The organism is Pseudomonas batumici, from assembly GCF_000820515.1.
Lineage (GTDB): Bacteria > Pseudomonadota > Gammaproteobacteria > Pseudomonadales > Pseudomonadaceae > Aquipseudomonas > Aquipseudomonas batumici.
Genome location: NZ_JXDG01000062.1, coordinates 14,671 through 37,682, shown reverse-complemented (window position 1 = coordinate 37,682; position 23,012 = coordinate 14,671). Strand labels below are relative to the sequence as shown.

Here is a 23,012-nt window from a genome sequence, read left to right as displayed (position 1 = left end):
CCGTTCCTGGCACCTGCCGTTTTCAGATGCTCCAGCGCTCCCGCTGTTCCAGCAAAAAGTCCACAAACGCCTTCAAGCGCAACGGTACATGCCGACCGTGTGGATAGAGCAGGGTGAAGGGGCGTGAGCGTCCGGCGAAGGGCTTGAGCACTTCCACCAGCGAGCCGTCGGCCAGCTCGTTCTCGACAATGAAGCGATAGGTCTGGAACAACCCGGCAGCGTTCTTGGCCAGGGTCACGCCGCCCAGCACATCGTCGGAGCAGCAGTAGCTGCCGTCGGCCAGCAGCTCCTGTTCCTTGCCGTCGGCATCTTTGAACAGCCAGGCAATCCGCCGCCCGCTGCTGGGCAGTTCGAACTGGATACACTCGTGTTGTTGCAGGTCCTCCAGCGCTTGCGGCGTACCGGCCCGTTGCAGATAGCCAGGGCTGGCAATCACCACCAGCGCCGCGTCTTCCAGGTGCCGGGCAATCAGCCCCGAGTCGGGCAGCACCCGCACCCGGATCGCCAGGTCGTAGCCTTCCTCGACGAAATCGATATTGCGGTTGCTGATATGCACCTCGACCTTCACTGCCGGATAACGCGCGCGAAAGGCCGGCAGCAGCGGCAGGATGCGGTGATGGGCGTAGGGGGTCGGGATGCTGATGCGCAAGGTCCCGGCCGGCTCCTGCTGCTTGCCCATGACTTCCCGCTGCGCTTCGGTCAGTTGGGTCAGGGCCTGGCGGCATTGCTCGAAGTAGCTGCGACCACCCTCGGTCAGGCGCACGCTGCGGGTGGTGCGGGTGAACAGGCGCACGCCGAGGCGTTCTTCCATGCGCGAGATCGAACGACTCACCGCCGCCGGCGTGACCCCGGCCACCTGGGCGGCGGCGGTGAAGCTGCCGGCCTCGGCCGCCAGGCAAAACAGCTCGATGCTGCCGAGCATGAGGTCGTCGAACTGTCGTCGCATGATGGATTACGCCAGGGATCAAAGGGAGTGCGGGAGCCCGTATCGATCAGGCCAGTGTGGGGCAATCGAGTGAACTCCACCAGCGCGTTGTGACGGCCTCAGTGCCCGACCACCACCCGCGCCGAACCTTCAGCGGGCGGCGTATACACCGGCCCCAGTCGATCCAGACGACCGCTCCAGGCCGTCAGCGCCAGGGCCACCAGCACCACCAGCCCGCCAATCCAGGTGGTATGGATCAGCCCCAGGTTGGCGACGATCAACCCACCGATCCAGGCCCCACCGGCAATGCCGAGGTTGAAGGCGGCGATGTTCAGGCCCGACGCCACATCCACGGCCTGTGGCGTGTGATGCTCGGCCTGGCGCACCACGTAGATCTGCAGGCCTGGCACGTTGCCGAAGGCCACCGCGCCCCAGGCCAGCACGGTCAACAGGACCAGCCACGGATGGCCGGCGGTGAAGCCCAGCACGAACAGCACGACGGCCAGCAGCAGGAAGATGAGCTTCAACGCGCCGATGGGACCGCGCTTGTCCGCCAGTTTCCCGCCCCAGATATTGCCCACCGCCACCGAGACGCCGTAGACCAGCAGCACCAGGCTGACGGTGCCGGGCTGGAAGCCGGAGATCTCCTGAAGGATCGGCGCCAGGAAGGTAAATGCGATAAAGGTCCCGCCATACCCGGCGGCGGTCATCGCATACACCAGCAGCAGGCGTGGTTGTTTCAGCACTTGCAGTTGCTGGATCAGTGATGCGGGTTTGTTGTGCGCGATGTGCTTCGGCACATAGAGCAGGCTGCCGAGAAAGGCGATCACACCCAGGGCGGACACGGCGAGAAAGGTTTCGCGCCAGCCGAAATGCTGGCCGATAAAGGTCCCCAGTGGCACGCCGGTCACCAGGGCCACGGTCAGGCCGGTGAACATGATGGCAATCGCACTGGCGGCCTTTTCCTTCGGCACCAGGCTGGTGGCGATGGTCGAGCCGATGGAGAAGAACACCCCGTGGGCCAGGCCGGTGACGATTCGCGCGAGGATCAGCGACTCGTAGCTCGGCGCTTGCCAGGCCAGCAGGTTGCCGAGGGTGAACAGCACCATCAGCGCCAGCAGCAACAGTTTGCGTGGGACCTTGCCGGTGAGGGCGGTCAGCACTGGGGCGCCGATCGCGACCCCCAGGGCATAGAGGCTGACCAGCAGGCCGGCGGTGGGCAGATCGACACCCAGGTCGGTGCCGATGGTGGGTAACAGGCCAACGATGACGAACTCGGTCGTCCCGATGGCAAAGGCGCTGAGGGTCAGCGCCAGCAAGGCAATGGGCATGGCTGCAACTCCGGTAGGTTTGATCAGGAGCGCAGTGTCGGGGTTTCACTTGTGCGGAAAAATACAGGTAAGAGCACAACATATTTGATCAGCAGGCAAAGATCGGGCGTGTAATAAAATATAGAGAACGCCGCGATCCCCCTGTAGGAGCCGGCTTGCCGGCGATGAGGCCCTTGAACCTTGCGGTGCCTGTCCGGACGCAATCGCTGCGGTGCGGCGTCCCGACAAGCCAGGCTCCTACAGGGGGCGTGGTGGTTTCAGAGGCGGTATTGGGTCAGTTTTTTTCGGACTTCGGCGGCGGCCGCCTGATCCAGCTCGAGCCAATACAATTGCTTGCCGGCAATCTCCGCCGCAGCCGGAACGCCATCGCGATACACCAGGCGATTCCCCGCCAGCGCCGGCACCTTGGCGCCCGGCAACAAGGTCCCCGCCAGGTTCAACGGATCGGCGCCGCACACCGCGATCAGGTTGCCGTCCGGCGGGCGTCGGCGCACTTCGCGCAATAGCGGAATCGCCTCCGGCAAGGCGAACTGCTCGCCCGCCAGACCACTGACAAAACGCCCGCCACGAATTTCGCCCCGGGCTTCCAGCCGATGAAAAGTCCTCAGCAATTCCCGCCAGCTCGGCAACCAGTCTGCCTCACGCTCCAACAGCCGCCAGAACACCACGCCGTAACGCCGCAACAAGGTCATGGCGATATGTTCGAGGGTCTCGGCCGGCACCTGGACGCCCGCCGGCACAGCCACGGCGGAACGTCGCAGCAAGGCCCAGCGTCCGGCATCGTCCATCCCGCCGACAAAGGCCCCGCGTCCGCGTCGAGGACTGCGGGCCTGGCGCTTGCTGGCCGGGGTGATCAGCGCCCGCAGGCCGGCAAAGCTGTCGGCATTCACCCAACCGGCGCCCACCAGCTCCTGCAACGCGGCTTCCAGTTCGGTGGGCAGCAGATGGGCCTCGTGCAGCAACTCATCGAAAAACAGCGCGCCCTGCTGGGTCAGCGCGGCATGGACCTTTTGCGTCCGCGGCGACAACTCTTCCACCTCCGTCTGTTCCGTCAGGCTGCTCCACAACGCGACCTGGCCCCGGGGCAGCAACACCACCGGCGTGCTGCGCGAGGCCACGCTGGCGCCTTTGCCGTGGCCACTGAGGCGGGCCCAGACCAGCTTGCCCGAGCGGCACAACTCATCGAGCCAGGTCGGCGAATAATCCTTGAGGCGCGCGGCCAGCACGTCACTGTCCCAGGCCCCGGCGGCGACCGGATAGCCTTCGAACTGGCTGACGATCATCGCCAGGGCGGCGCTGCCCTGGCCCTGGCAGGCGACGGAAAGGTGCTGCCAGTCGAACAGGAAACGCATGAAATCCTGCACCGCCACCGGCTCGATTTCCCGGCGCAGGCGCTTGACCGTGTAGCGGTGGATGCGCGCCAGCAGGTGGCGTTCGCACCACTGTTCCCGAGGTGCCCCCGGGCTGAACTGACCGCGTAGCACATAGCCTTCGCTTTCCAGCTTCGCCAAGGCCTGGGTCAGCGTGGCGGTGGGCAGTGCCAAGGGCCCGGCGATCTCGGGCAGGGTCAACGGGGCAAAACCACTGAGGCGAGCGCGGACCAGTTCGACGGCCGCCTCGTCGGCCTCCCAGGGTTGATCGAAACCCATCGGTGGTTGCAAGGGCGGGTCGAGCGTGGCCTGTGGATAAAGTGCTTGCAGGCAGGTCAGGCGTTCCAGGGCGGTCCATAGCGTGTGCGTCGCGTCGACCTGCAAACGCGTGGCACGCCCTTGCGCCGCGAGCGCCTGAAGCCAGGAGGACCACGAGGGATTGGTCTGGACTTCAGCGTCGCTGATCGCCGCCAGGCTCATCAACGCCTCATGCATTTCATCCTCGCCGTTGGGCGCGGGCCAGGCTTCCTCGGCCACGGCCTGGATGGCCTCGGCATCCAGCGCGCCGAGATCGTCGGTGCTGGTCGGATCGCTCCAGCGCCGGTTCAGCACGGCCTGGGTGCGGCGCTCTTCCAGCGGCGCATCGTCGAGGAAGGTATAGGGCCTGGCGCTGAGAATTTCCGCCGCCAGCGGCGAGGGCGCCGGCAGGTCGCGGGCGATCAGCCGCACGTCGCCGGCCTCCATGCGCCGCAGTAGGGCCAGCCAGCCTTCGCAGTCCATGGCCTCGTGCAGGCAGTCGTCGAGGGTCTGCTCCACCAGCGGGTGGTCGGGAATTTCCCGCTCGCCAGCGAGGTTTTCCAGGCAGGCGATCTGGTCCGGGAACACGCAGGCGGTCAGGTCTTCGCTTTTCATCCGCTGGATCTGCGGCGCCACCTTGCGTCCGCCGACAAAGCGCGGCAGCGCCAGCGCGACCCCTGCATTCCAGCGCCAGCGCACCCCGAACAGCGGGGCGTCGAGTACGGCCTGGATCAGGATATGTTCGGCGCTGCGGCTGTTGAGGTAATGCCAGACCTCGTCGAGGGCAAAGCTGTGGCTGGTGGACAGCGACAGCACGATGGCGTCTTCGCTGGCGGCGGCCTGCAATTCGAAGTTGAAGGTGCGGCAGAAACGCTTGCGCAAGGCCAGGCCCCAGGCACGGTTGATCCGGCTTCCGAACGGCGTGTGGATCACCAGCTGGGTACCGCCGGATTCGTCGAAGAAGCGCTCCATCACCAGCGTGTCCTGGGACGGCAGCGCGCCCAGGCATTGCCGGGCGCGGGCCAGGTAGTCGACGATCTGTTCGGCGCTGGCCGGGTCCAGGCCGATGCTCTCGCGCAGCCAGTCGAGGCTCGGCTGCAGGTCCCCCGGCGTAGCCCCCAGCCACTCATCGAGGCGGGCATTCAGGCGCGCCACGGCGAAGGACAACTCGGCGCTGCGCCCCGGTGCCTCGCCGAGCCAGAACGGAATGCTCGGCGGCTGGCCATGGGCATCCTCGACCCGCACCTTGCCGGTCTCGATCCGCAGGATGCGATAGGAACTGTTGCCCAGCTGGAACACGTCGCCGGCGATGCTTTCCACCGCGAAGTCCTCATGCACCGAACCGATGTTCAAGCCCTGGGGTTCGAGCAGTACGCTGTAGTCGGCGTTGTCCGGGATGGTGCCGCCGCTGGTGAGGGCGGTCAGGCGACTGCCACGGCGCCCGCGCAGGGTCTGGCTCACGGCGTCGCGGTGAATATAGGCGCTGCGCAGGCCCTGGCGACTGTTGAAACCTTCGGCGAGCATCCGCAGCAGCGCCTGGTAGTGGGCCTCGTCCAGTTCGGCGTAGGGGGCGGCCCGGCGGATCAGTTCCAGCAACGGTTGCTCCTGCCATTCCTGGCAGCTGACTTCGGCGACGATCTGCTGGGCCAGCACATCCAGCGGGGCGCGGGGAATCAGCAGGGTATCTAGCTCGCCGCGGCGCACGCAGTCGAGCAGGGCGGCGCACTCGATCAACTCGTCCCGCGAGGTGGCGAACAGCCGGCCCTTGGGCGTGCCGCCGACCTGGTGGCCGGAGCGCCCGACCCTTTGCAGGAAGGCGGCGATGGAACGCGGCGAGCCGATCTGGCAGACCAGTTCCACTTCGCCGATATCGATGCCCAGTTCCAGCGAGGCGGTGGCGATCAGCACCTGCAGTTCGCCGCGCTTGAGCCGTTGTTCGGCGTCCAGCCGCTGTTCCTTGGCCAGGCTGCCATGGTGGGCGGCTACCGCCTCCTTGCCCAGGCGCTCGCTCAAGTGCCGGGCCAGGCGTTCGGCCAGGCGTCGGGTGTTGACGAAAATCAGCGTGGTGCGGTGTTGTCGGGCCAGCTCGGCCAGGCGCTCGTAGACCAGCTCCCAGACATCGTTGGACATCACCGCCGTCAGTGGCACGGGGGGCACTTCGATGCCCAGGTCGCGGGGGCGGGCGTGGCCGATATCGATGATTTCGCAGGCGCGCCCGCTGCCCACCAGAAAGCGCGACACCGCGTCGATGGGCTTTTGCGTGGCCGACAGACCGATGCGCAGCAACGACTCGCCACACAGCGCCTGCAAGCGCTCCAGGCTCAGGGCCAGGTGGCTGCCGCGCTTGCTGGCGGCGATGGCGTGGATCTCGTCGACGATCACCGTGCGCACGCTGCCCAGCATGCGCCGGCCGGAATCGGAACCGAGCAGCACATAGAGCGATTCCGGCGTGGTCACCAGGATATGCGGCGCGGTCTTGCGCAGGCGCGTGCGTTCGTTCTGCGGGGTGTCGCCGGTGCGTACCGCCGTGGTGATCGACAGTGGCGGCAGGCCCTGGCGCTCAAGCTGTGCGGTGATGCCCGCCAGCGGCTCCTGCAGGTTGATGCGGATATCGTTGGACAGCGCCTTGAGCGGCGACACATAGACGATCAGGGTTTCGTCCGGCAATTCGCCACCCTGGGCCAGGCCCTGGTGGACCAGATCGTCGATCGCCGCGAGAAAGCCGGTCAGGGTCTTGCCGGAGCCGGTGGGCGCGGCGATCAGCGTCGAGCGGCGCTGGCGGATCAACGGCCAGGCGCGGGCCTGGGCGGCGGTCACGTCCGGGAAAGTGTGGCGAAACCAGGCGCTGACGGCCGGGTGGAAACCTGCCAGAGCGTCATGGACCGATTCGGGAAGATTCATGGGTTTATTTATGCGATCGTCCGGCCCAAGTTGCAAGCCGGCCGACCCCTCTGGCACTTTATCCGTGACGGTTGCGCGCAAAACCCGCAAAATGCAAGGATTCTGGCTATTGCCGGCGGCGAGGCCACAAGCTCTCCGCCAACCACCATCGTTCTGAACAGACCTGGGCCTGCTGACTCTATGCGAATGCGCCTTATGTTACTGGGCGGCGGAAATGCCCTTGGGCAGGCGCTGATTCGCCTGGGGGCGGAAGAGGACATCGGTTTCCTCGCCCCCCGTCCGCCGCAAGACGGCTGGGACGCCGCGAGCCTTACGCAACTGCTCGACGACACCCGTCCGGATGCGTTGATCAACCTTGCCTTCTACTTCGACTGGTTCCAGGCGGAGACGGTCGGCGAGACGCGCCTGGCCGAGCAGGAGCGCGCCGTCGAGCGGCTGGCCGAGCTCTGCCAGCACCACAACATCATCCTCCTGCAACCTTCCAGCTACCGGGTGTTCGACGGTTCGCGGGCCACGGCCTACAGCGAAAAAGACGAACCCGTGCCCCTGGGCCTGCGCGGCCAGGCGCTGTGGAGGATCGAGCAGAGCGTGCGCGCCACCTGTCCGCAACACGTGCTGCTGCGCTTCGGCTGGTTGCTCGACGACAGCCCCGAAGGCACCCTCGGGCGTTTCCTGGCCCGGGCCGAGAAGCCCGATGAACTGCTGATGGCCGATGACCGGCGTGGCAACCCGACCCCCGTGGACGACGCAGCGCGGGTGATCATTTCGGTGCTCAAGCAACTCGATTGTGCCGCGCCGTTGTGGGGCACCTACCACTACGCCGGCCATGAGGCGACCACGCCGCTGGCCCTGGGGCAGGCGATTCTCAGCGAAGCCCGGCAATTGCATCCGCTGGCCATCGAGGCGCCCACCGCCCAGGCCCACGCCGCCCGTCCGGATGCGGCGGACGAGCCGCAGCACGCGGTGCTGGCCTGCAAGAAAATCCTCCATACCTTCGGCATCAAGCCCCGTGCCTGGCGTGCGGCGTTGCCGGCGCTGCTCGACCGGTTCTATCGGCATGGCTGAGGTCCCCGTTCTTGTCATCGGCGGTGCCGGCTTGCCGGGGCGCTGAGGTGAATCACGGGAAATGAAAAAGGCGCCAGAAGAGGCGCCTTTTTCATGGGGGGATGGAAAGCGGATAGGGGGGCGGCTTAGAACTTGTAGCCGATGCCGACCATGTAGACCCATGGGTCGACTTTCACATCCACCTTGGTCTGGCCGACGCCCAGGGCGGTCGGTCCGTCGACGGTGGCTTTGGTGTCGAGGTCCACGTACCAGACCGAGGCGTTGAACAGCATGCGGTCGGTGAGCATGTAGTCGAAGCCCAGCTGTCCGGCCAGGCCCACCGAGTTCTGCAGCTTCAGGTTGCTGAAGCCTTCGTTCTTGCGCTGGCTGGTCAGGTCTTCACCGAAGAACATCGTGTAGTTGATGCCGATACCGCCATAAGGTTGGAACTTCGAGCTGGCATCCAGCGGGTAGTACTGCAGCGACAGGGTTGGAGGCAGTTGCTTGATATCCCCCAACTGGCCATCCAGCGCCGGGCCGAGGCCCTTGACGGAGACTTCGTGATGGAACGGCGTGGCGGCCAGCAGCTCCAGGCCGATATGGTCGGTGAACATGTAGGCGAAGGCCAGGCCCAGCTGGGTGTCGTTGTCCACCGTGGCCTTGGTGCCGGCGATCTTCGCGCCGTCGAGTCTCAGGTCGCTGCTGCTGTCGTTCGGCGAAATGGTCGCGGCACCGGCGCGGACGATGAAATCACCGGCCTGGTGGGCGTGTGCAAGAGGGGCGGCGAGGGCGAGCGCAACGAGGGAGGCGCTGAGCAGGGACTTGTGCATGGGGGGCTCCAAAGGACGGGTCAGATTCACTGGGTCCAATGGTAAAGAGCGAGCTGGGCCGACTCTTGACTCAGCTCAATGGAAGCCGGGCCGGTCTTTGACTCAGCTCAATGAAAGGCCAATGGTTGGCGCAGGGCAGGAACTTTTGCGCTGTTCCTGCTGACGCTATCGCGAGCAAGCTTGCTCCTGCGGGGTTCGCGTCGAACCAGGATTATGTGCCCGACGCTGGACCTGTAGGAGCAAGCTTGCTCGCGATGACGCCCGTGAGAACACCGGTGAACGACCGGCCTTACTCGGGCAATTCATACACGTAGATCTTCTGCGCCGCCATGCTGTACCCGGCATCCGCCAGGTCGCTGGTGCTCGGCTTGACCTGCATGTCGCCCTCGATCCAGTACGGCTGGTACAGCTCGTCCATCTTGACCCCCAGCTCGCTGGTGACATGCACGATCTGGTTCGACGGTGGCGGCGGCACATGGATGCAGGCGCCGAAATACGGCACCAGCAGAAAGTCCGTGGTCCGGCCTTCCTCGCTGACTTCCAGCGGCACGATATAGCCCGGCAGGCGCACATGCTGGCCGTCCAGCGCCTTGACCACCGGCGCATTGGGCAGCGACTGCTTGGCCGCCGGCGCCGCCTCGATGTTCATGCTGCCGATTTTCGACAGGTCATGCAGCGGCGTCATCTGCGGGGCTTCCGGTGGGGCATCGGGCGGAATCATCTCATGCCAGGTCAGCTCCCTCGGTTTGTCTGCGGCCCACAACGGCGTGGTCGTCACCACGGACAGCGCCAGCAGCACGCCGGCCAGGACTTTGTTCTTCATCGCAGCACACTCATAAACGGATGGACAGGCCGTCGGCCAGGGATTGTCGATAGGCGCGCCACGCCGGCACGCTGCCCATCAACAGGGCGGCGACGAGGATACCGCCGAGCAGCGTCCATTCATATTCGCTCGGCCAGGACAGCGGCAGGTACAGCCCGTAGCTCGACTGCACGTAACCCTGGGCCAGGGCGATGCACAGGTACAACAGGCCGACCCCGGCCACCACCCCGGACAACGCCAGGGCCAAGGCTTCCAGCACCAGCAGGCTGGCGATATGCCAAGGCCGCGCGCCGACCGAGCGCAGGATCGCCATCTCCCGGCGGCGCTCGTTGAGGCTGGTGAGGATCGCCGTGAGCATGCCGATCAAGCCGGTCAAGACCACGAACAACGAAACCACGAACAGCGCCTTTTCCGCGGTGCCCATCAGGCTCCAGAGTTCCTGCAAGGCCACGCCCGGCAGGATCGCCAGCATCGGCTCGCCACGGAATTCGTTGATCTCCCGTTGCAGGGCGAAGGTCGAGACCTTGCTGTTGAGGCCGAGCATGAAGGCGGTGATGGCTTGCGGCGTCAGGTCCATGTTGCGTGCCTGGTCGGCGCTGATGCGCCCGGCACCGTGGGCCGGCACACCGTCGTGCCAGTCGATGTGGATCGCTTCCATGCCGCCGAGGCTGATATGCAGCGTGCGGTCCACCGGGGTGCCGGTGCGCTTGAGGATGCCGACCACGGTGAAGGGTTTGTCGTCATGCTTGACCAGGCTGACGACGGCCACGCCGTGGGCCAGCACCAGCTTGTCGCCGAGCTTGTAGTGCAACGCCTCCGCCACCTCGGCACCGAGCACCACCTCGAACGGATCGGTGGCGAAGGGGCGGCCTTCGGCCAGTTGCAGGTTCTGCTGGTGGCCGTACTGGTAATGATCGAAGTAGGCCTGGCTGGTGCCCAGTACCCGGTAGCCGCGATGGGAGTCGCCGAGGGACATCGGGATCGCCCACTTCACCTTCGGGTTGCTGGCGAAGTGTTCGAAGCTGTCCCAGCGGATGTTGTTGGTGGCGTTGCCGATGCGAAACACCGAGTACAGCAGCAGGTTCACCGAGCCCGAGCGGGCGCCGACGATCAGGTCGGTGCCGCTGATGGTGCTGGCGAAGCTGGCGCGGGCTTCGGTGCGCACGCGTTCCACGGCCAACAGCAGGCAGACCGACAGGGCGATGGCGAAGGCCGTGAGCAGGGCGGTGAAGCGGCGGTTGGCCAGGCTGGCCAGGGCCAGACGAAACAGATACATCTCAGACCTCCGCGGGCATGGCCGCGCGATTCAATTCGGACAGCGACAGGTGACGGTCGAACAGCGGCGCCAGGCTCTGGTCATGACTGACGAACAGCAGGCTCGAGCCGGCTTCGCGGCATTCGGCGAACAGCAGTTGGATAAAGGCTTCGCGGGCATCGTAGTCCAGCGCCGAGGTCGGCTCGTCGGCGATCACCAACTCCGGTTGGCCGATCAGCGCGCGGGCGGCGGCAACCCGTTGCTGTTGGCCGATGGACAGCGAATCGGCGCGGCGTTCCAGCAGGGCCGGATCACTCAAGCCGAGGTGGGCGAGCAGGGTCGCGGCGGCTTGGTCGGCGCTGCCGTGGCGCTGGATCGCGCGGTTGGCGCGCAGTTTGGAGAAGTGGCAAGGCAGCTCGACATTCTCGCGGACCGAGAGAAACGGCAGCAGGTTGAACTGCTGGAAAATGTAGCCGGTGTGGTCGACGCGAAAGCGGTCGCGGGCACCGGCGCCCAGTTCGGTCAATTCCTGGCCGAGCAGGCGGATGCTGCCCCGGCTGGGTTTCTGCACGCCGCCCAGCAGGCCCAGCAAGGTGGTCTTGCCGCTGCCGCTGGGGCCCTTGAGGAACAGCGTTTCGCCCGGCTCCAGGCGGAATGCCGGGATGTCCAGCAACTGCGGATGACCGGGCCAGTTGAAGCCGAGGTCGGACAGTTCGATAAGTGCTTGGGTCATAAAGGCCGATTCACAGGTGATGGGCTCTTGTTGTAGGAGCCGGCTTGCTGGCGATTCAGACGCCGCGGTGCTTCAGGCAGACCGCGTCACCGTTCATCGCCAGCAAGCCGGCTCCTACACAGGATCGAGATGGATCAGAACTTCAGGGTGGCAGCCTCTGGTGTGGCGTCAACCCCTTGTTGGCCGCTACCGGTGATCAGCTGCACCTGGATCTTGTGGGTCGCGGGGAAGGTCTTGAACACCTGGCCCAGGTCCAGGGTCTTCAGCGCGGTCGGGGTGGCACAGGTGAACTGGTAGTGGGCGTGGATTTCGCTGTGGTCGTGATGATGCTCGGCACCGGCGGCCGGGGTGCTTCCGGCGGCTTCGGGGGCGTGATCGTCGTCGTCATCGTCATCGGCGTCTTCAGGGGCCGGGTCGCCGAACAGCGGGCTTTGCAGTTCCTGGTTGGCCACGATGCAACCGGCGGCTTTCGGCAGGTTGAACAGTTCCAGCGGCTTGTCCAGCAAGGCACGCACGGCGGCGACCTTGGCCTTGTCGGCGTCGCTGGTGGCGGGGTGTTCGAAGCCCACCAGGTTCATTGCCGGGCTTTGCAGTTCCAGTTCCAGGGTCTGGCCGTCCAGCGCCGCGTTCAGCCGACCGACGCCGTGCTCGTGGGCGCCGAGGCTGCCATGTTCGTGGGCTTCATGGGCCTGGGCGGCAACCAGCGGGAGCAGGGCAAAAGGCAGGGCGAGCAGCAGGTGGCGCATGGCGTTTCTCCGGGAACGGCAACAAGGGTGTTTTGTTATGTGATCTTATAACAATTTATGACTTGTTCGGCCACTGGCTTGGCGTGTCGGATGACGCGTGGGAGCATGGGCGCCTGCAAGAGTGAGGTGAGTATCATGGTGCGAATTCGAGGCACCATCGGCCAATGGCCGGTGGATTTGACGTTGGAGCTGGATGACGGCGACTGGGCACGCCTGGGAGCACAGTTGCAGGTGAGCGTACCGCCAGACGTGGATGCGGCGGTGGTGGCCCGGCCGGTGAGCCAGGACGATGCGTTGTGGCGGACGGCCAGGGACCTGGTGCGCCAGGCCGGACAGATCGACGGGCCGCAACTGCTAGGGCAATTGGAGGGGCTGGCGGGGAGCACGGCGGCGGCCAAGCGCCTGTTGGTGCGCCTGCGCCATTGCAGCGAGGTGAAGGTAGTGAGCGGGGCGGATTCACCGCTCTACAGCTGGGTTGAGGCCTGAGGGCGGAACACTGTTCTCACACACAATGCACATCCTGTGGGAGCCGGCTTGCTGGCGATGAACGATAACGCGGTCTGCCTGAAACACCGCGGTGCCCGCATCGCCAGCAAGCCGGCTCCTACAAGGGGAGCGCTGGGGCTAGTACAACGCAGCGAACAGCCGACGGCGGTAGCTGGTCACCAGCGGATGATCATTGCCCAGCAGGTCGAACACCTGCAGCAAGGTCTTGTGCGGCAGGCCTTCGCTGTAGCCGCGATTGCGGATGAACAGCTTGAGCAAACCCTCCAGAGCGGCCTCGTACTGCTGGCGCGACAGCTGCTGTACCGCCAACTGATAGTGGGCTTCATCGTCCTGCGGGTTCTGCGCCAGGCGTGCCTTCAGGTCAGCCACTTCCGGCAGGTCGGCAGCCTGGCGCAAGAAGGTCAGCTGCGCCTTGGCTCCGGCCAGCGCGGCCTTGTGCTCGTCGCTCTTCACCGCGTCCAGCACCGCCTGGGCTTCGCTCAGCTCACCACGTTCGGCCAGGCAACGACCATATAGAATCAGCGCCTTGGCGTTGCTGTTGTCTTCGCCGAGCAGCACCTTGAGCAGGGCTTCGGCATCGCCGATCCGGCCTTCGCTAAACAGCGCCTCGGCTTGCTCAAGAGGATCAGCGGCCGCGGGCGGTGGCATCTGCACATGCGGCTCGAGCATTTTACGCACCGCCGATTCCGGCTGGGCACCGGCGAAACCGTCCACCGGCTGGCCGTCCTTGAACAGCACCACGGTGGGTAGGCTGCGAATGCCGAAGCGGGCGACGATGTCCTGCTCGGCATCGCAGTCGACCTTGGCCAGCAGCAGCTCGCCCTGATAGCTCTCGGCGATCTGTTGCAGCATCGGCATCAACGCCTTGCAGGGCGCGCACCACTCGGCCCAGAAGTCCACCAGCACCGGCTTGTGGAACGAGTTCTCGATCACCGACTGGTCGAAGTCAGCGGTGGTGGCGTCGAAGATGTAGGGGGTGGGTTGAGTCATCGGAGTCTCGGAAAGCGGGGAATAGGCCAACTATAAAGCCTGGGTGGGATGGCCGGAAGCGGCCCATGGTTCAGGGCGGTGCTATTTCAAGTTGCGCTCGCCACAGTGTGTCGTCAGGGGCGGCAGGCGTGATACAGGCTTACATGACGAAACTCCTCCGGCTCCGCCAGGTCCGGCAGGGTGAAGGCCTCGAGCATTTCCAGGCGGCGATACAGCGGATGGCGGAAATCCCGCACCCGCGAATCCGCCACCAGCGCTTCCCGACCTCGACTGAGGAACTGATCGAGCAACGGCAGGTTTTCCCGGTCATACAGCACATCCGCCACCAGGATCAGGTCGAAGCGATCGGTCTCGGCAAAGAAATCCTCGCTGTAGCTCAGTTCCACCCCATTGAGCGCGGCATTCGCCCGGCAGGCCGCCAGCGCCAGCGGGTCGAGGTCGCAGGCCACCACCTCCAGCGCCCCGGCCCGGGCCGCGGCAATCGCCGCCACGCCCGAACCGGCACCGAAATCCAGGACCCGCTTGCCCGCCACCCACTGCGGGTGTTCGGCCAGGTAGCGGGCCATGGCCAGGCCGCTGGCCCAGCAGAAACTCCAGTACGGCGGTTCATGCAGGATCCGCCGGGTTTCCTCCGGCGTGAACGCGCGATCCATGTTGTGCGCGTCGATCAGCCACAACTGCAACGCGGTTTCCGGCAACGGGCAGGCCACCAGTCGCGCATCGCCGAGCAACTCGCTCAAGGACTGTTGCAGGTTCGGCGGTGCACTCATGGCGCGGTAAAGAATTGCAGTTGGCCCAGGGCCTGGGTGGTCGGCTCGGTGATGCTCCGCGACGGCAGATGCAGGATCAGTTGCCCGGACTGGCTGGCCCGCCCGCGCAATTCCACCCGGCTGCCCACCGGGAACACGTCCGGGTTGAAGCGCAGGTGGAAGGGCAGGACCTGGCCGGTGCCGTTGATCGTACTGCTGGCCAGCAATTGCTGCGGCCGACCGCGCTCGTCGATCACCAGCAGCGCCAGTTCCACTTCCGCGCCCTTGGGGACGCCCTGCAAGGTGCCGCTCAATTCACGCTGATAGGCGGGCAAGGGACCGAGTTCTTCATAAGGATTGACCGGTTTGCTCGTCTGCTGCTGGGCCGGCGCCGCCGGAACGGGCTTGGGCGGTGGGCTGCCGCAAGCGGCCAACAGGCCGGCGAGGCTGAGCAAAACAAGCGGTCGTACTGACATGAACGGCTCCAACTGAAGGCGAAATCCGGGGCATCGATCTGATTAAAAGGTAGTCGGGCGACTGTATACCGCAAACCCTATGGCTTGTCTTGCCACGGGGATGCGCTACCATGGCCCTCCCATTTTTTGTTGCCTGCCACCATGCACTGTCCCTTCTGCGGTGCCAACGACACCAAAGTCATCGACTCGCGTCTGGTCGCCGAGGGCGAGCAGGTGCGCCGCCGGCGCGAATGCCTGGCCTGCGGTGAACGTTTCACCACCTTCGAGACCGCCGAACTGGTCCTGCCACGCCTGATCAAGCAGGACGGCAGCCGCCAACCTTTCGACGAGGAAAAACTCCGCGCCGGCATGCAGCGCGCGCTGGAAAAGCGCCCGGTCAGTGTCGAGCGCCTGGAGGCTGCGCTGGTGCACATCAAGCACAAGCTGCGGGCCACCGGCGAGCGCGAGGTCAAGTCGCTGGTCGTCGGCGAACTGGTGATGGCCGAGTTGCAGAAACTCGATGAAGTCGCCTATATCCGTTTCGCTTCGGTCTATCGCCGCTTCCAGGACCTCAACGAGTTCCGCGAAGAGATCGAGCGCCTCGCCCGCGAGCCCGCCAAACAATGAGCCTTTCGACCGAGCAGACCGTCCTCGACGCCCACTACATGGCCCGTGCCCTGGAGCTGGCCCGCAAGGGCCTGTACTCGACCCACCCGAACCCACGGGTCGGCTGCGTGATCGTGCAGGCCGGCGCGGTGGTCGGCGAAGGCTGGCACGTGCGCGCCGGCGAGCCCCATGCCGAGGTGCATGCCTTGCGCGAGGCGGGCGAAAACGCTCGCGGTGCCACCGCCTACGTCACCCTTGAACCGTGCAGTCACTTCGGTCGTACGCCACCGTGTGCCGACGCCCTGGTCAAGGCCGGCGTGGCACGGGTGGTCGCGGCCATGCAGGACCCCAACCCGGAAGTGGCCGGACGCGGCCTCAAGCGTCTGGCCGAGGCCGGTATCGCCGTGCACAGCGGTGTGCTGGAAGGCGAGGCGCGGGCGCTCAACCAGGGTTTCCTCAAACGCATGGAACATGGCGTGCCGTTCGTGCGGGTCAAGTTGGCGATGAGCCTGGACGGTCGCACGGCCATGGCCAGCGGCGAAAGCCAGTGGATCACCGGTCCGGAGGCGCGCTCCGCGGTGCAGCGCCTGCGGGCCCAGGCCAGCGTGGTGCTGACCGGTGCCGACAGCGTCATGGCGGACAAGGCGCGGATGACCGTGCGCCCCGCCGAACTGGGTCTCGATCCGGAACAGACCGCCCTGGCCGAACGCCGTCCACCCCTGCGGGTGCTGATCGACGGTCGCCTGCGGGTACCGCTGGATGCCGCGTTCTTCACCGCGGGTCCGGCGCTGGTGGTGACCTGCGTCCCGGGGGCCGCCGCACGCTATCAGGCCTTGGGCCATGAACTGCTGGAGGTGCCCGGTGCCGACGGCCATGTCGATCTGCGCCGCGTGTTGACCGAGCTGGCCGACCGTGGCATCAACGAAGTGCTGGTGGAGGCCGGCCCACGCCTGGCGGGTGCCTTTGCCCGACAAGGCCTGGTGGACGAATACCAACTGTTTGTCGCCGGGACCTTTCTCGGTTCCACGGCGCGTCCGTTGCTGGACTGGCCGCTGGAGCGGATGAACCAGGCCCCACGGCTGAAAATCATCGAAATGCGCGCAATCGGCAGTGACTGGCGAGTCACCGCAATACCTGATCCGGCACCCGGCGTATAATTTTCGGCTTGCGCCACGCGCGGGCCCGTTCTCGAGGAGGACTTCATGTTTACCGGCATTATCGAATCCATCGGCAGTATCCGTGCCCTGAACCCCAAGGGCGGCGACGTCCGCGTCTATGTGGAAACCGGCAAGCTGGACCTGGCCGACGTCAAGCTCGGCGACAGCATCGCGGTGAACGGCGTCTGCCTGACCGCCGTCGAGCTGCCGGGCGACGGCTTCTGGGCCGACGTCAGCCGTGAAACCCTGGACTGCACCGCCTTCAACCAATTGAAGGCTGGCAGCCGGGTCAACCTGGAAAAAGCCCTGACCCCGACCACGCGTCTGGGCGGGCACCTGGTCAGCGGCCATGTCGACGGCGTCGGCGAAGTCGTCGCCCGTGAAGAAAACGCCCGGGCCATCCAGTTCCGCATCCGTGCGCCGAAAGACCTGGCCAAGTACATCGCCCACAAGGGCTCGATCACCGTCGACGGCACCAGCCTGACGGTCAACGCGGTGAACGGTGCCGAGTTCGAACTGACCATCGTCCCGCACACCCTGGCCGAGACCATCATGGCCGACTACCGCCCCGGTCGCCAGGTCAACCTCGAAGTCGACCTGCTGGCCCGTTACCTGGAGCGCCTGCTGCTGGGCGACAAGGCCGCGGAGCCCTCGAGCGGCGGCATCACCGAAAGTTTCCTGGCCGCCAACGGCTACCTCAAATCCTGAAAGAAGGGGGTGCCGCGTGGCGCTCAACACGATTGAAGAACTGGTCGAAGACATTCGCCAAGGCAAGATGGTCATCCTCATGGATGACGAAGACCGCGAGAACGAAGGCGACCTGATCATGGCCGCCGAATGCTGCAAGGCCGAGCACATCAACTTCATGGCCAAGCACGCCCGTGGCCTGATCTGCATGCCCATGAGCCGCGAGCGTTGCGAGCTGCTCAAGCTGCCGCTGATGGCGCCGCGCAACGGTTCCGGCTTCGGCACCAAGTTCACCGTGTCCATCGAGGCCACCGAAGGCGTGACCACCGGCATCTCCGCCGCCGACCGCGCCCGCACCGTGCAAGCGGCGGCCGCCAAGGACGCCAAGGCCGAAGACATCGTCAGCCCCGGTCACATCTTCCCGCTGATGGCACAGCCCGGCGGCACCCTGGCCCGCGCCGGTCACACCGAAGCCGCCTGCGACCTGGCGCGCATGGCCGGTTTCGAACCGAGCGGGGTGATCTGCGAAGTGATGAACGACGACGGCACCATGTCCCGTCGCGCCGAGCTGGAAACCTTCGCCGCCGAACACAACATCAAGATCGGCACCATCGCCGACCTGATCCACTACCGGATGATCCACGAACGTACCGTTCAGCGGATTGCCGAGCAGCCATTGGACAGCGAACTGGGGCATTTCACCCTGGTGACCTATCGTGATTCGGTGGAAGGTGACGTGCACATGGCCCTGACCCTGGGCCATGTCTGCGCCGAAGAGCCGACCCTGGTGCGGGTGCACAACATGGACCCGCTGCGCGACCTGCTGATGGTCAAGCAGCCCGGGCGCTGGAGCCTGCGCGCCGCCATGGCCGCGGTGGCCGAGGCCGGCAGCGGCGTGGTGCTGCTGCTCGGTCACCCGCTGGACGGCGACGTCCTGCTGGCGCATATCCGCGAGACCGGCGAGCACGCCCCGGCGAAAAAACCGACCACCTACAGCATTGTCGGGGCCGGTTCGCAGATCCTGCGTGACCTGGGCGTACGCAAAATGCGCCTGATGAGTGCGCCGATGAAGTTCAATGCGATATCCGGTTTCGACCTGGAAGTAGTAGAATACGTGCCCTCCGAATAAAGACCGGCTGCTCGCGGCCCTTGATTCGCGGTTCAAATATCCCTGAGGGGCGCGTACTAGGCGCGCTCCGGCTCTTTAAGAGAATTGTCGAATGACCCTGAAGACCATCGAAGGTACCTTCATCGCCCCCAAAGGCCGCTATGCCCTGGTGGTCGGCCGTTTCAACAGCTTCGTCGTCGAAAGCCTGGTGAGCGGCGCCGTTGACGCCCTGGTTCGCCACGGTGTCAGCGAAAGCGACATCACCATCATCCGTGCGCCTGGCGCCTTCGAAATCCCGCTGGTCGCGCAGAAAGTCGCACAGAAAGGCGACTTCTCGGCCATCATCGCCCTGGGCGCGGTCATTCGTGGCGGTACTCCGCACTTCGAATACGTGGCCGGCGAATGCACCAAGGGCCTGGCCCAGGTCTCCATGGAGTTCGGCGTGCCGGTGGCCTTCGGCGTGCTGACCGTCGACTCCATCGAACAAGCCATCGAACGTTCCGGCACCAAGGCCGGTAACAAAGGCGCCGAAGCAGCCCTTTCCGCCCTGGAAATGGTCAGCCTGCTGGCGCAATTGGAGGCTGTGTGATTAGCGACGAAAGCGATCGTTTCAACCCGCGCGAGCCGAAACCCGAAGGCGCTGGCAAGCCCTCCAAGAGCGCCAAGCGTCGCGATGCCCGTCAGCTCGCGACCCAGGCGCTGTACCAGTGGCACATGGCTAAGCAGTCGTTGAACGAGATCGAGGCGCAGTTCCGGGTCGACAACGATTTCACCGATGTCGACGGCGCGTACTTCCGTGAAATCCTCCACGGCGTTCCGCAGTTCAAGACCGAGATCGACACCGCTCTCAAGCCATGCCTGGACATCGAGATCGAAGAGCTGGACCCGGTTGAACTGGCGGTGTTGCGCCTGTCCACCTGGGAACTGCTCAAGCGCGTCGACGTGCCGTATCGCGTGGTGATCAACGAAGGGATCGAACTGGCCAAGGTCTACGGTTCCACCGACGGCCACAAGTTCGTCAACGGCGTGCTCGACAAGCTGGCGCCGCGCCTGCGTGAAGCTGAAGTGAAGGCGTTCAAGCGCTGATCCGCGCTTGACCTTTGCATGGGCGAGTTCGAGCTGATCCGCAATTTCTTCGCCGCCGCGCCCTGTGCGCAGGGCGGCGAGGGCGTTGCCCTGGGCATCGGCGACGACTGTGCCCTGCTCAGCGTTCCCGCCGGGGAACAGCTGGCGATTTCCACCGACACGCTGGTGGCCGGTGTGCACTTCGCCGACCCTTGCGACCCTTTCCTGCTCGGCCAGCGCGCGCTGGCCGTGGCCGCCAGCGACCTGGCCGCCATGGGCGCCACGCCCCTGGCCTTTACCCTGGCCCTGACCCTGCCGCATAACGACGCCAGTTGGCTGCAAGCCTTTGCCCATGGGTTGAACCTGATGGCGCAGCAGTGTGCCTTGCGCCTGATCGGTGGCGACACCACCCGTGGGCCGTTGTGCCTGACGCTGACGGTGTTCGGCCGGGTGCCGACGGGGCAGGCATTGACCCGTGGCGGCGCGCAAGTCGGCGACCTGCTGTGTGTCGGTGGTGAGCTGGGCAATGGGGCGGGGGCCTTGCCGCTGGTGCTGGGACAGCGTACCGCGGAGCCGGCGATTGCCCAGCCGCTGCTGGACCACTACTGGTCGCCCAAGCCGCAACTGGCGCTGGGACAGTACTTGCGCAACAAGGCCAGCTCGGCGCTGGATATTTCCGATGGGCTATTGGCCGATTGCGGACATATCGCGGCGGCATCCTCCGTCAGGTTGCGGGTGGAGCGCGAGGCCTTGCCCCTGTCTTCGGCATTGCTGGCCTTTCTCGGCCAGGAGGGCGCCCGCGAGGCGGCCCTCAGCGGTGGCGACGACTACGTACTGGCCTTCACCCTGCCACCGGGCGAGTTGCCCGGGGTGCTGGCGGCGCATGGATCGGTGCGGGTGATCGGGCAGGTGCTGGCCGGGCAGGGCGTGGTACTGGTGGACGCTACCGGTCGCGACATCACGCCGGCGCATCGGGGCTACCAACATTTTCCGGAGACGCCGTGACAGATCATTCCAAGCAGGTCCCGCCGTCGGTCTGGCGCAACCCCTGGCATTTCCTGGCCTTCGGCTTCGGCTCCGGCACCTTGCCCAAGGCGCCGGGTACCTGGGGCTCGCTGGTGGCGCTGCCCTTCATGCCGTTATGGCAGATGTTGCCGGGCTGGGGCTACTGGCTGATGCTCGGCGTCACCACGCTGTTCGGCTTCTGGCTGTGCGGCAAGGTCGCCGACGATCTGCGGGTACACGACCACGAAGGCATCGTCTGGGACGAGATGGTCGGGATGTGGATCACCCTCTGGCTGGTGCCGCAGGGGTGGTACTGGTTGCTGGCGGGTTTTGTGCTGTTCCGCTTCTTCGATATCCTCAAGCCTTGGCCGATCCGCTGGATCGACCGGCATGTCCAGGGTGGTGTCGGTATCATGCTCGACGACGTCCTCGCCGGGGTTTTCGCCTGGTTGGCCATGCAAGGGCTGGTGCACCTCTTCACCTGAGGATTCAGGCATGTCTCGCTGTCGGTTGTGGGTGTTGCTGCTCTGTCTGTTGGCGGTCGGTGTTGTCGGAAATGTCGCTCAGGCCCGTGAAGAAACCGCCTTGCCCGGGCAGATCCATCTCGCCAGCGAGGAATGGGTCGACTACACCGGCGCCGATGGACGCGGCATGGCCTGGGAGGTCATGCGCGAGATCTTCGAGCCCAAGGGCGTCAAGGTATTGATCAGCATCGAGCCCTATACCCGGGCGATCGGCCTGGTGCAGCGGGGTGAGGCAGATGCCTGGGTGGCGGCCTATCGCAACGAGGTGGCGGGCGCTCTTTTTCCGCGCTGGCATTTCGATGTCGATCATCTTTATGCCCTGGGGTTGGCGAGCAATCCGCAACCGTCCCTGGAAACCCTCGGCCTCTATCGTCTGGCCTGGATGCGTGGCTACAAATACCAGCACTACCTGCCCAATATCCGCCACTACAACGAAATCGAGCGGCGGGACGGGATCTTGTCGATGCTGTCCCAGAGTCACGCCGACTACTACATTGACGCGTTGACGGAAGTGAACGAGGTGCAGCGCCAGGCCGCGCACCCGGAGATGTACCAACGCACCCACCTGGTGGACCTGCCGCTGTACCTGGGGTTTGCCAACACGGCGCGAGGGCGGGCGTTAATGGCCTTGTACGATCAGCGCATGGACGAACTGGTCAAGAGTGGCGAGTTGCGCGCCATCTTCGAGCACTGGAAGCAACCTTATCCGTTCGACAGCCTGCCGGTGCCGGTGCTAACGAATCAAACTTATTGATAGTTATCATGGACAATTCAGCCTAAGCGTCTGTAGGAAGCTGCTGTTACAATGCGACCTCTGCGAATTTCCAGTCCTCACACTGATCAGGAGCACACGGTGCCCGTCGTTTTCGTCGCTGCTTCCAAACTGCCCACTCCCTTTGCGACCTTCACCATGAATGGCTTTCTCGAAGAAGCCACGGGCCGTGAACACGTCGTGCTGACCCTGGGGGACGTGGCGGATGGCGCACCGGTTCTTGGCCGCGTGCATTCCGAATGCCTGACTGGCGATGCCTTGTTCAGCCAGCGCTGCGATTGCGGCTCCCAGCTGGAGGCGGCCCTGCGGGCGATTGCCAAGGAAGGTCGTGGCGTCTTGCTGTACCTGCGCCAGGAAGGTCGGGGCATCGGCCTGATGAACAAGATCCGTGCCTATGAATTGCAGGACGGCGGTGCCGACACCGTCGAGGCCAACGAGCGCCTGGGGTTTGCCGCCGACCTGCGCGACTACGCCATCTGCCGGCCGATGCTCGAACACCTGGGCATCCAGGCCCTGCGCCTGATGACCAACAACCCGCGCAAGGTCAAGGCCTTGACCGAGATGGGCATCAACGTGGCCGAGCGCGTGCCGCTGCAAACCGGGCAGAACCCGCACAACAAACACTACCTGGCGACCAAGGCCGGCAAGCTCGGTCATATGATGGGCAACGAGCATCAGAACGAGGCCGATCCGGCGTGACCCGTGGCCAGGTGAAGCGACGGCTGGCGGTGGGCTGGTGGAAACAGCTGGTGTTGAGTGTGCTGCCGCTGTTTGTCGCGAACTGGCTTTTCGCTCAGGCGGAACCGCTGTTGCCAGTGTTGGCGATGCCGTTTTTCATTGCCGGCGTGGCTTCGATGTTTGTCAGCTTGCGGTTTTTCGGGGCTTACAAGCGTTCGCTGATGGCGACGCAGGCGGCGCTGGATACGCCGGAAGAGCCGGCGGCGTGGATTGAACTGGCGAACGTCCGGCGCAAGGCCTTGGTGGTGGCCGCCTTGCCGACCTGGATCGGCACCCTGGCGGTGTTCGTCGGGTTGGAGGCGGTGCCGTTGATGCTGCTGGTGTTGTCCACCGTGGTGCTGTTCTACCTGTACCGGATTCCGCGTCAGCTGGGCTGATAAGCTCGACGCCGCTT

24 protein-coding genes are annotated in these 23,012 nt (G+C 65.3%); 13 read left to right on the top strand and 11 right to left on the bottom strand.

Annotated features, from left to right (window positions below; translation table 11 throughout):
* Nucleotides 1-22: 22 nt before the first annotated feature.
* The 3 genes from UCMB321_RS24430 to UCMB321_RS24420 all read right to left on the bottom strand — a co-directional run bounded on the left by UCMB321_RS24430 (nt 23) and on the right by UCMB321_RS24420 (nt 6,824).
* A complete protein-coding gene (locus UCMB321_RS24430; protein ID WP_040071257.1) occupies nt 23-946 on the bottom strand; it encodes a LysR family transcriptional regulator in 924 nt (307 codons plus the stop codon).
* Nucleotides 947-1,044: 98 nt separating this feature from the next.
* The gene (locus UCMB321_RS24425; RefSeq protein ID WP_040071256.1) at nt 1,045-2,256 is read right to left on the bottom strand and encodes an MFS transporter; all 1,212 of its coding nucleotides are present in this window, start codon (nt 2,254-2,256) and stop codon (nt 1,045-1,047) included.
* A 257-nt stretch (nt 2,257-2,513) separates the two neighbouring features.
* Nucleotides 2,514-6,824, bottom strand: coding sequence for a DEAD/DEAH box helicase (locus UCMB321_RS24420; RefSeq protein ID WP_040071255.1), 4,311 nt, complete (start codon nt 6,822-6,824; stop codon nt 2,514-2,516).
* 180 nt (nt 6,825-7,004) lie between these two features.
* Between UCMB321_RS24420 and UCMB321_RS24415 the strand changes: the two genes are divergently transcribed.
* Nucleotides 7,005-7,889 carry a sugar nucleotide-binding protein gene (locus tag UCMB321_RS24415; RefSeq protein WP_084615155.1) on the top strand — a complete coding sequence of 295 codons (885 nt, stop codon included), beginning with the start codon at nt 7,005-7,007 and terminating at the stop codon, nt 7,887-7,889.
* Nucleotides 7,890-8,014: 125 nt separating this feature from the next.
* Here the strand turns inward: UCMB321_RS24415 and UCMB321_RS24410 are convergent, their stop codons facing one another.
* The 5 genes from UCMB321_RS24410 to UCMB321_RS24390 all read right to left on the bottom strand — a co-directional run bounded on the left by UCMB321_RS24410 (nt 8,015) and on the right by UCMB321_RS24390 (nt 12,255).
* Complete coding sequence (locus UCMB321_RS24410) at nt 8,015-8,698, bottom strand: OmpW/AlkL family protein (RefSeq protein ID WP_040071253.1); 684 nt, start codon at nt 8,696-8,698, stop codon at nt 8,015-8,017.
* 289 nt (nt 8,699-8,987) lie between these two features.
* Nucleotides 8,988-9,521: a DUF3299 domain-containing protein gene (locus UCMB321_RS24405; RefSeq protein ID WP_040071252.1), complete on the bottom strand. Its 534-nt coding sequence runs from the start codon at nt 9,519-9,521 to the stop codon at nt 8,988-8,990.
* A 10-nt stretch (nt 9,522-9,531) separates the two neighbouring features.
* Nucleotides 9,532-10,797 (bottom strand): ABC transporter permease, encoded by a 1,266-nt coding sequence (locus UCMB321_RS24400; protein ID WP_040071251.1) that lies wholly within the window; start codon nt 10,795-10,797, stop codon nt 9,532-9,534.
* Nucleotide 10,798: 1 nt separating this feature from the next.
* Nucleotides 10,799-11,509 (bottom strand): ABC transporter ATP-binding protein, encoded by a 711-nt coding sequence (locus tag UCMB321_RS24395; RefSeq protein ID WP_040071250.1) that lies wholly within the window; start codon nt 11,507-11,509, stop codon nt 10,799-10,801.
* 134 nt (nt 11,510-11,643) lie between these two features.
* Nucleotides 11,644-12,255 (bottom strand): DUF2796 domain-containing protein, encoded by a 612-nt coding sequence (locus UCMB321_RS24390; protein ID WP_040071249.1) that lies wholly within the window; start codon nt 12,253-12,255, stop codon nt 11,644-11,646.
* A gap of 135 nt (nt 12,256-12,390) precedes the next feature.
* On the opposite strand from UCMB321_RS24390, the gene UCMB321_RS24385 reads away from it, so the two are divergent.
* A complete protein-coding gene (locus UCMB321_RS24385) occupies nt 12,391-12,741 on the top strand; it encodes a hypothetical protein (RefSeq protein ID WP_040071283.1) in 351 nt (116 codons plus the stop codon).
* A 138-nt stretch (nt 12,742-12,879) separates the two neighbouring features.
* Here the strand turns inward: UCMB321_RS24385 and trxA are convergent, their stop codons facing one another.
* From trxA to UCMB321_RS24370, 3 genes are all read right to left on the bottom strand, one after another.
* On the bottom strand, nt 12,880-13,752 hold the full coding sequence (gene trxA / locus UCMB321_RS24380) for a thioredoxin (protein ID WP_040071248.1): 873 nt from the start codon (nt 13,750-13,752) through the stop codon (nt 12,880-12,882).
* Between the two features lie 113 nt (nt 13,753-13,865).
* Nucleotides 13,866-14,522: a class I SAM-dependent methyltransferase gene (locus UCMB321_RS24375; protein WP_040071247.1), complete on the bottom strand. Its 657-nt coding sequence runs from the start codon at nt 14,520-14,522 to the stop codon at nt 13,866-13,868.
* Nucleotides 14,519-14,977: a YbaY family lipoprotein gene (locus UCMB321_RS24370; protein WP_040071246.1), complete on the bottom strand. Its 459-nt coding sequence runs from the start codon at nt 14,975-14,977 to the stop codon at nt 14,519-14,521. Before UCMB321_RS24370 ends, UCMB321_RS24375 begins: the two co-directional genes overlap by 4 nt.
* A gap of 141 nt (nt 14,978-15,118) precedes the next feature.
* On the opposite strand from UCMB321_RS24370, the gene nrdR reads away from it, so the two are divergent.
* The 11 genes from nrdR to UCMB321_RS24315 all read left to right on the top strand — a co-directional run bounded on the left by nrdR (nt 15,119) and on the right by UCMB321_RS24315 (nt 22,995).
* Complete coding sequence (gene nrdR / locus UCMB321_RS24365; protein WP_040071245.1) at nt 15,119-15,583, top strand: transcriptional regulator NrdR; 465 nt, start codon at nt 15,119-15,121, stop codon at nt 15,581-15,583.
* The gene (ribD, locus tag UCMB321_RS24360; RefSeq protein WP_040071244.1) at nt 15,580-16,719 is read left to right on the top strand and encodes a bifunctional diaminohydroxyphosphoribosylaminopyrimidine deaminase/5-amino-6-(5-phosphoribosylamino)uracil reductase RibD; all 1,140 of its coding nucleotides are present in this window, start codon (nt 15,580-15,582) and stop codon (nt 16,717-16,719) included. The genes nrdR and ribD overlap by 4 nt, the downstream gene beginning before the upstream one ends.
* Nucleotides 16,720-16,764: 45 nt before the next feature.
* On the top strand, nt 16,765-17,427 hold the full coding sequence (locus tag UCMB321_RS24355; RefSeq protein WP_040071243.1) for a riboflavin synthase: 663 nt from the start codon (nt 16,765-16,767) through the stop codon (nt 17,425-17,427).
* Between the two features lie 16 nt (nt 17,428-17,443).
* On the top strand, nt 17,444-18,535 hold the full coding sequence (gene ribBA, locus UCMB321_RS24350) for a bifunctional 3,4-dihydroxy-2-butanone-4-phosphate synthase/GTP cyclohydrolase II (RefSeq protein WP_040071242.1): 1,092 nt from the start codon (nt 17,444-17,446) through the stop codon (nt 18,533-18,535).
* Between the two features lie 91 nt (nt 18,536-18,626).
* The gene (ribH, locus tag UCMB321_RS24345; protein WP_040071241.1) at nt 18,627-19,103 is read left to right on the top strand and encodes a 6,7-dimethyl-8-ribityllumazine synthase; all 477 of its coding nucleotides are present in this window, start codon (nt 18,627-18,629) and stop codon (nt 19,101-19,103) included.
* Nucleotides 19,100-19,600: a transcription antitermination factor NusB gene (gene nusB / locus UCMB321_RS24340; protein WP_040071240.1), complete on the top strand. Its 501-nt coding sequence runs from the start codon at nt 19,100-19,102 to the stop codon at nt 19,598-19,600. The genes ribH and nusB overlap by 4 nt, the downstream gene beginning before the upstream one ends.
* An 18-nt stretch (nt 19,601-19,618) precedes the next feature.
* A complete protein-coding gene (thiL, locus tag UCMB321_RS24335) occupies nt 19,619-20,584 on the top strand; it encodes a thiamine-phosphate kinase (RefSeq protein WP_040071239.1) in 966 nt (321 codons plus the stop codon).
* Nucleotides 20,581-21,069 carry a phosphatidylglycerophosphatase A family protein gene (locus UCMB321_RS24330; protein ID WP_040071238.1) on the top strand — a complete coding sequence of 163 codons (489 nt, stop codon included), beginning with the start codon at nt 20,581-20,583 and terminating at the stop codon, nt 21,067-21,069. Before thiL ends, UCMB321_RS24330 begins: the two co-directional genes overlap by 4 nt.
* 10 nt (nt 21,070-21,079) lie before the next feature.
* Nucleotides 21,080-21,862, top strand: a complete 783-nt coding sequence (locus UCMB321_RS24325) for a type 2 periplasmic-binding domain-containing protein (RefSeq protein WP_040071237.1) — start codon at nt 21,080-21,082, stop codon at nt 21,860-21,862.
* Nucleotides 21,863-21,961: 99 nt separating this feature from the next.
* Nucleotides 21,962-22,579: a GTP cyclohydrolase II gene (ribA, locus tag UCMB321_RS24320; RefSeq protein WP_040071236.1), complete on the top strand. Its 618-nt coding sequence runs from the start codon at nt 21,962-21,964 to the stop codon at nt 22,577-22,579.
* On the top strand, nt 22,576-22,995 hold the full coding sequence (locus UCMB321_RS24315; RefSeq protein WP_040071235.1) for a hypothetical protein: 420 nt from the start codon (nt 22,576-22,578) through the stop codon (nt 22,993-22,995). Before ribA ends, UCMB321_RS24315 begins: the two co-directional genes overlap by 4 nt.
* Nucleotides 22,996-23,012 lie beyond the last annotated feature (17 nt).

Excerpts from the sequence above, each read along its gene's own strand:
- ribH (WP_040071241.1), top strand. The coding sequence starts at position 18,627 with ATGACCCTGAAGACCATCGAAGGTACCTTCATCGCCCCCAAAGGCCGC.
- nrdR (WP_040071245.1), top strand. The coding sequence starts at position 15,119 with ATGCACTGTCCCTTCTGCGGTGCCAACGACACCAAAGTCATCGACTCG.
- UCMB321_RS24385 (WP_040071283.1), top strand. The coding sequence starts at position 12,391 with ATGGTGCGAATTCGAGGCACCATCGGCCAATGGCCGGTGGATTTGACG.
- UCMB321_RS24420 (WP_040071255.1), bottom strand. The coding sequence starts at position 6,824 with ATGAATCTTCCCGAATCGGTCCATGACGCTCTGGCAGGTTTCCACCCG.
- UCMB321_RS24355 (WP_040071243.1), top strand. The coding sequence starts at position 16,765 with ATGTTTACCGGCATTATCGAATCCATCGGCAGTATCCGTGCCCTGAAC.
- UCMB321_RS24370 (WP_040071246.1), bottom strand. The coding sequence starts at position 14,977 with ATGTCAGTACGACCGCTTGTTTTGCTCAGCCTCGCCGGCCTGTTGGCC.
- UCMB321_RS24415 (WP_084615155.1), top strand. The coding sequence starts at position 7,005 with ATGCGAATGCGCCTTATGTTACTGGGCGGCGGAAATGCCCTTGGGCAG.
- UCMB321_RS24410 (WP_040071253.1), bottom strand. The coding sequence starts at position 8,698 with ATGCACAAGTCCCTGCTCAGCGCCTCCCTCGTTGCGCTCGCCCTCGCC.
- UCMB321_RS24430 (WP_040071257.1), bottom strand. The coding sequence starts at position 946 with ATGCGACGACAGTTCGACGACCTCATGCTCGGCAGCATCGAGCTGTTT.
- trxA (WP_040071248.1), bottom strand. The coding sequence starts at position 13,752 with ATGACTCAACCCACCCCCTACATCTTCGACGCCACCACCGCTGACTTC.
- UCMB321_RS24395 (WP_040071250.1), bottom strand. The coding sequence starts at position 11,509 with ATGACCCAAGCACTTATCGAACTGTCCGACCTCGGCTTCAACTGGCCC.
- ribD (WP_040071244.1), top strand. The coding sequence starts at position 15,580 with ATGAGCCTTTCGACCGAGCAGACCGTCCTCGACGCCCACTACATGGCC.
- UCMB321_RS24325 (WP_040071237.1), top strand. The coding sequence starts at position 21,080 with ATGTCTCGCTGTCGGTTGTGGGTGTTGCTGCTCTGTCTGTTGGCGGTC.
- UCMB321_RS24375 (WP_040071247.1), bottom strand. The coding sequence starts at position 14,522 with ATGAGTGCACCGCCGAACCTGCAACAGTCCTTGAGCGAGTTGCTCGGC.
- UCMB321_RS24400 (WP_040071251.1), bottom strand. The coding sequence starts at position 10,797 with ATGTATCTGTTTCGTCTGGCCCTGGCCAGCCTGGCCAACCGCCGCTTC.
- UCMB321_RS24425 (WP_040071256.1), bottom strand. The coding sequence starts at position 2,256 with ATGCCCATTGCCTTGCTGGCGCTGACCCTCAGCGCCTTTGCCATCGGG.
- UCMB321_RS24405 (WP_040071252.1), bottom strand. The coding sequence starts at position 9,521 with ATGAAGAACAAAGTCCTGGCCGGCGTGCTGCTGGCGCTGTCCGTGGTG.
- UCMB321_RS24390 (WP_040071249.1), bottom strand. The coding sequence starts at position 12,255 with ATGCGCCACCTGCTGCTCGCCCTGCCTTTTGCCCTGCTCCCGCTGGTT.
- thiL (WP_040071239.1), top strand. The coding sequence starts at position 19,619 with ATGGGCGAGTTCGAGCTGATCCGCAATTTCTTCGCCGCCGCGCCCTGT.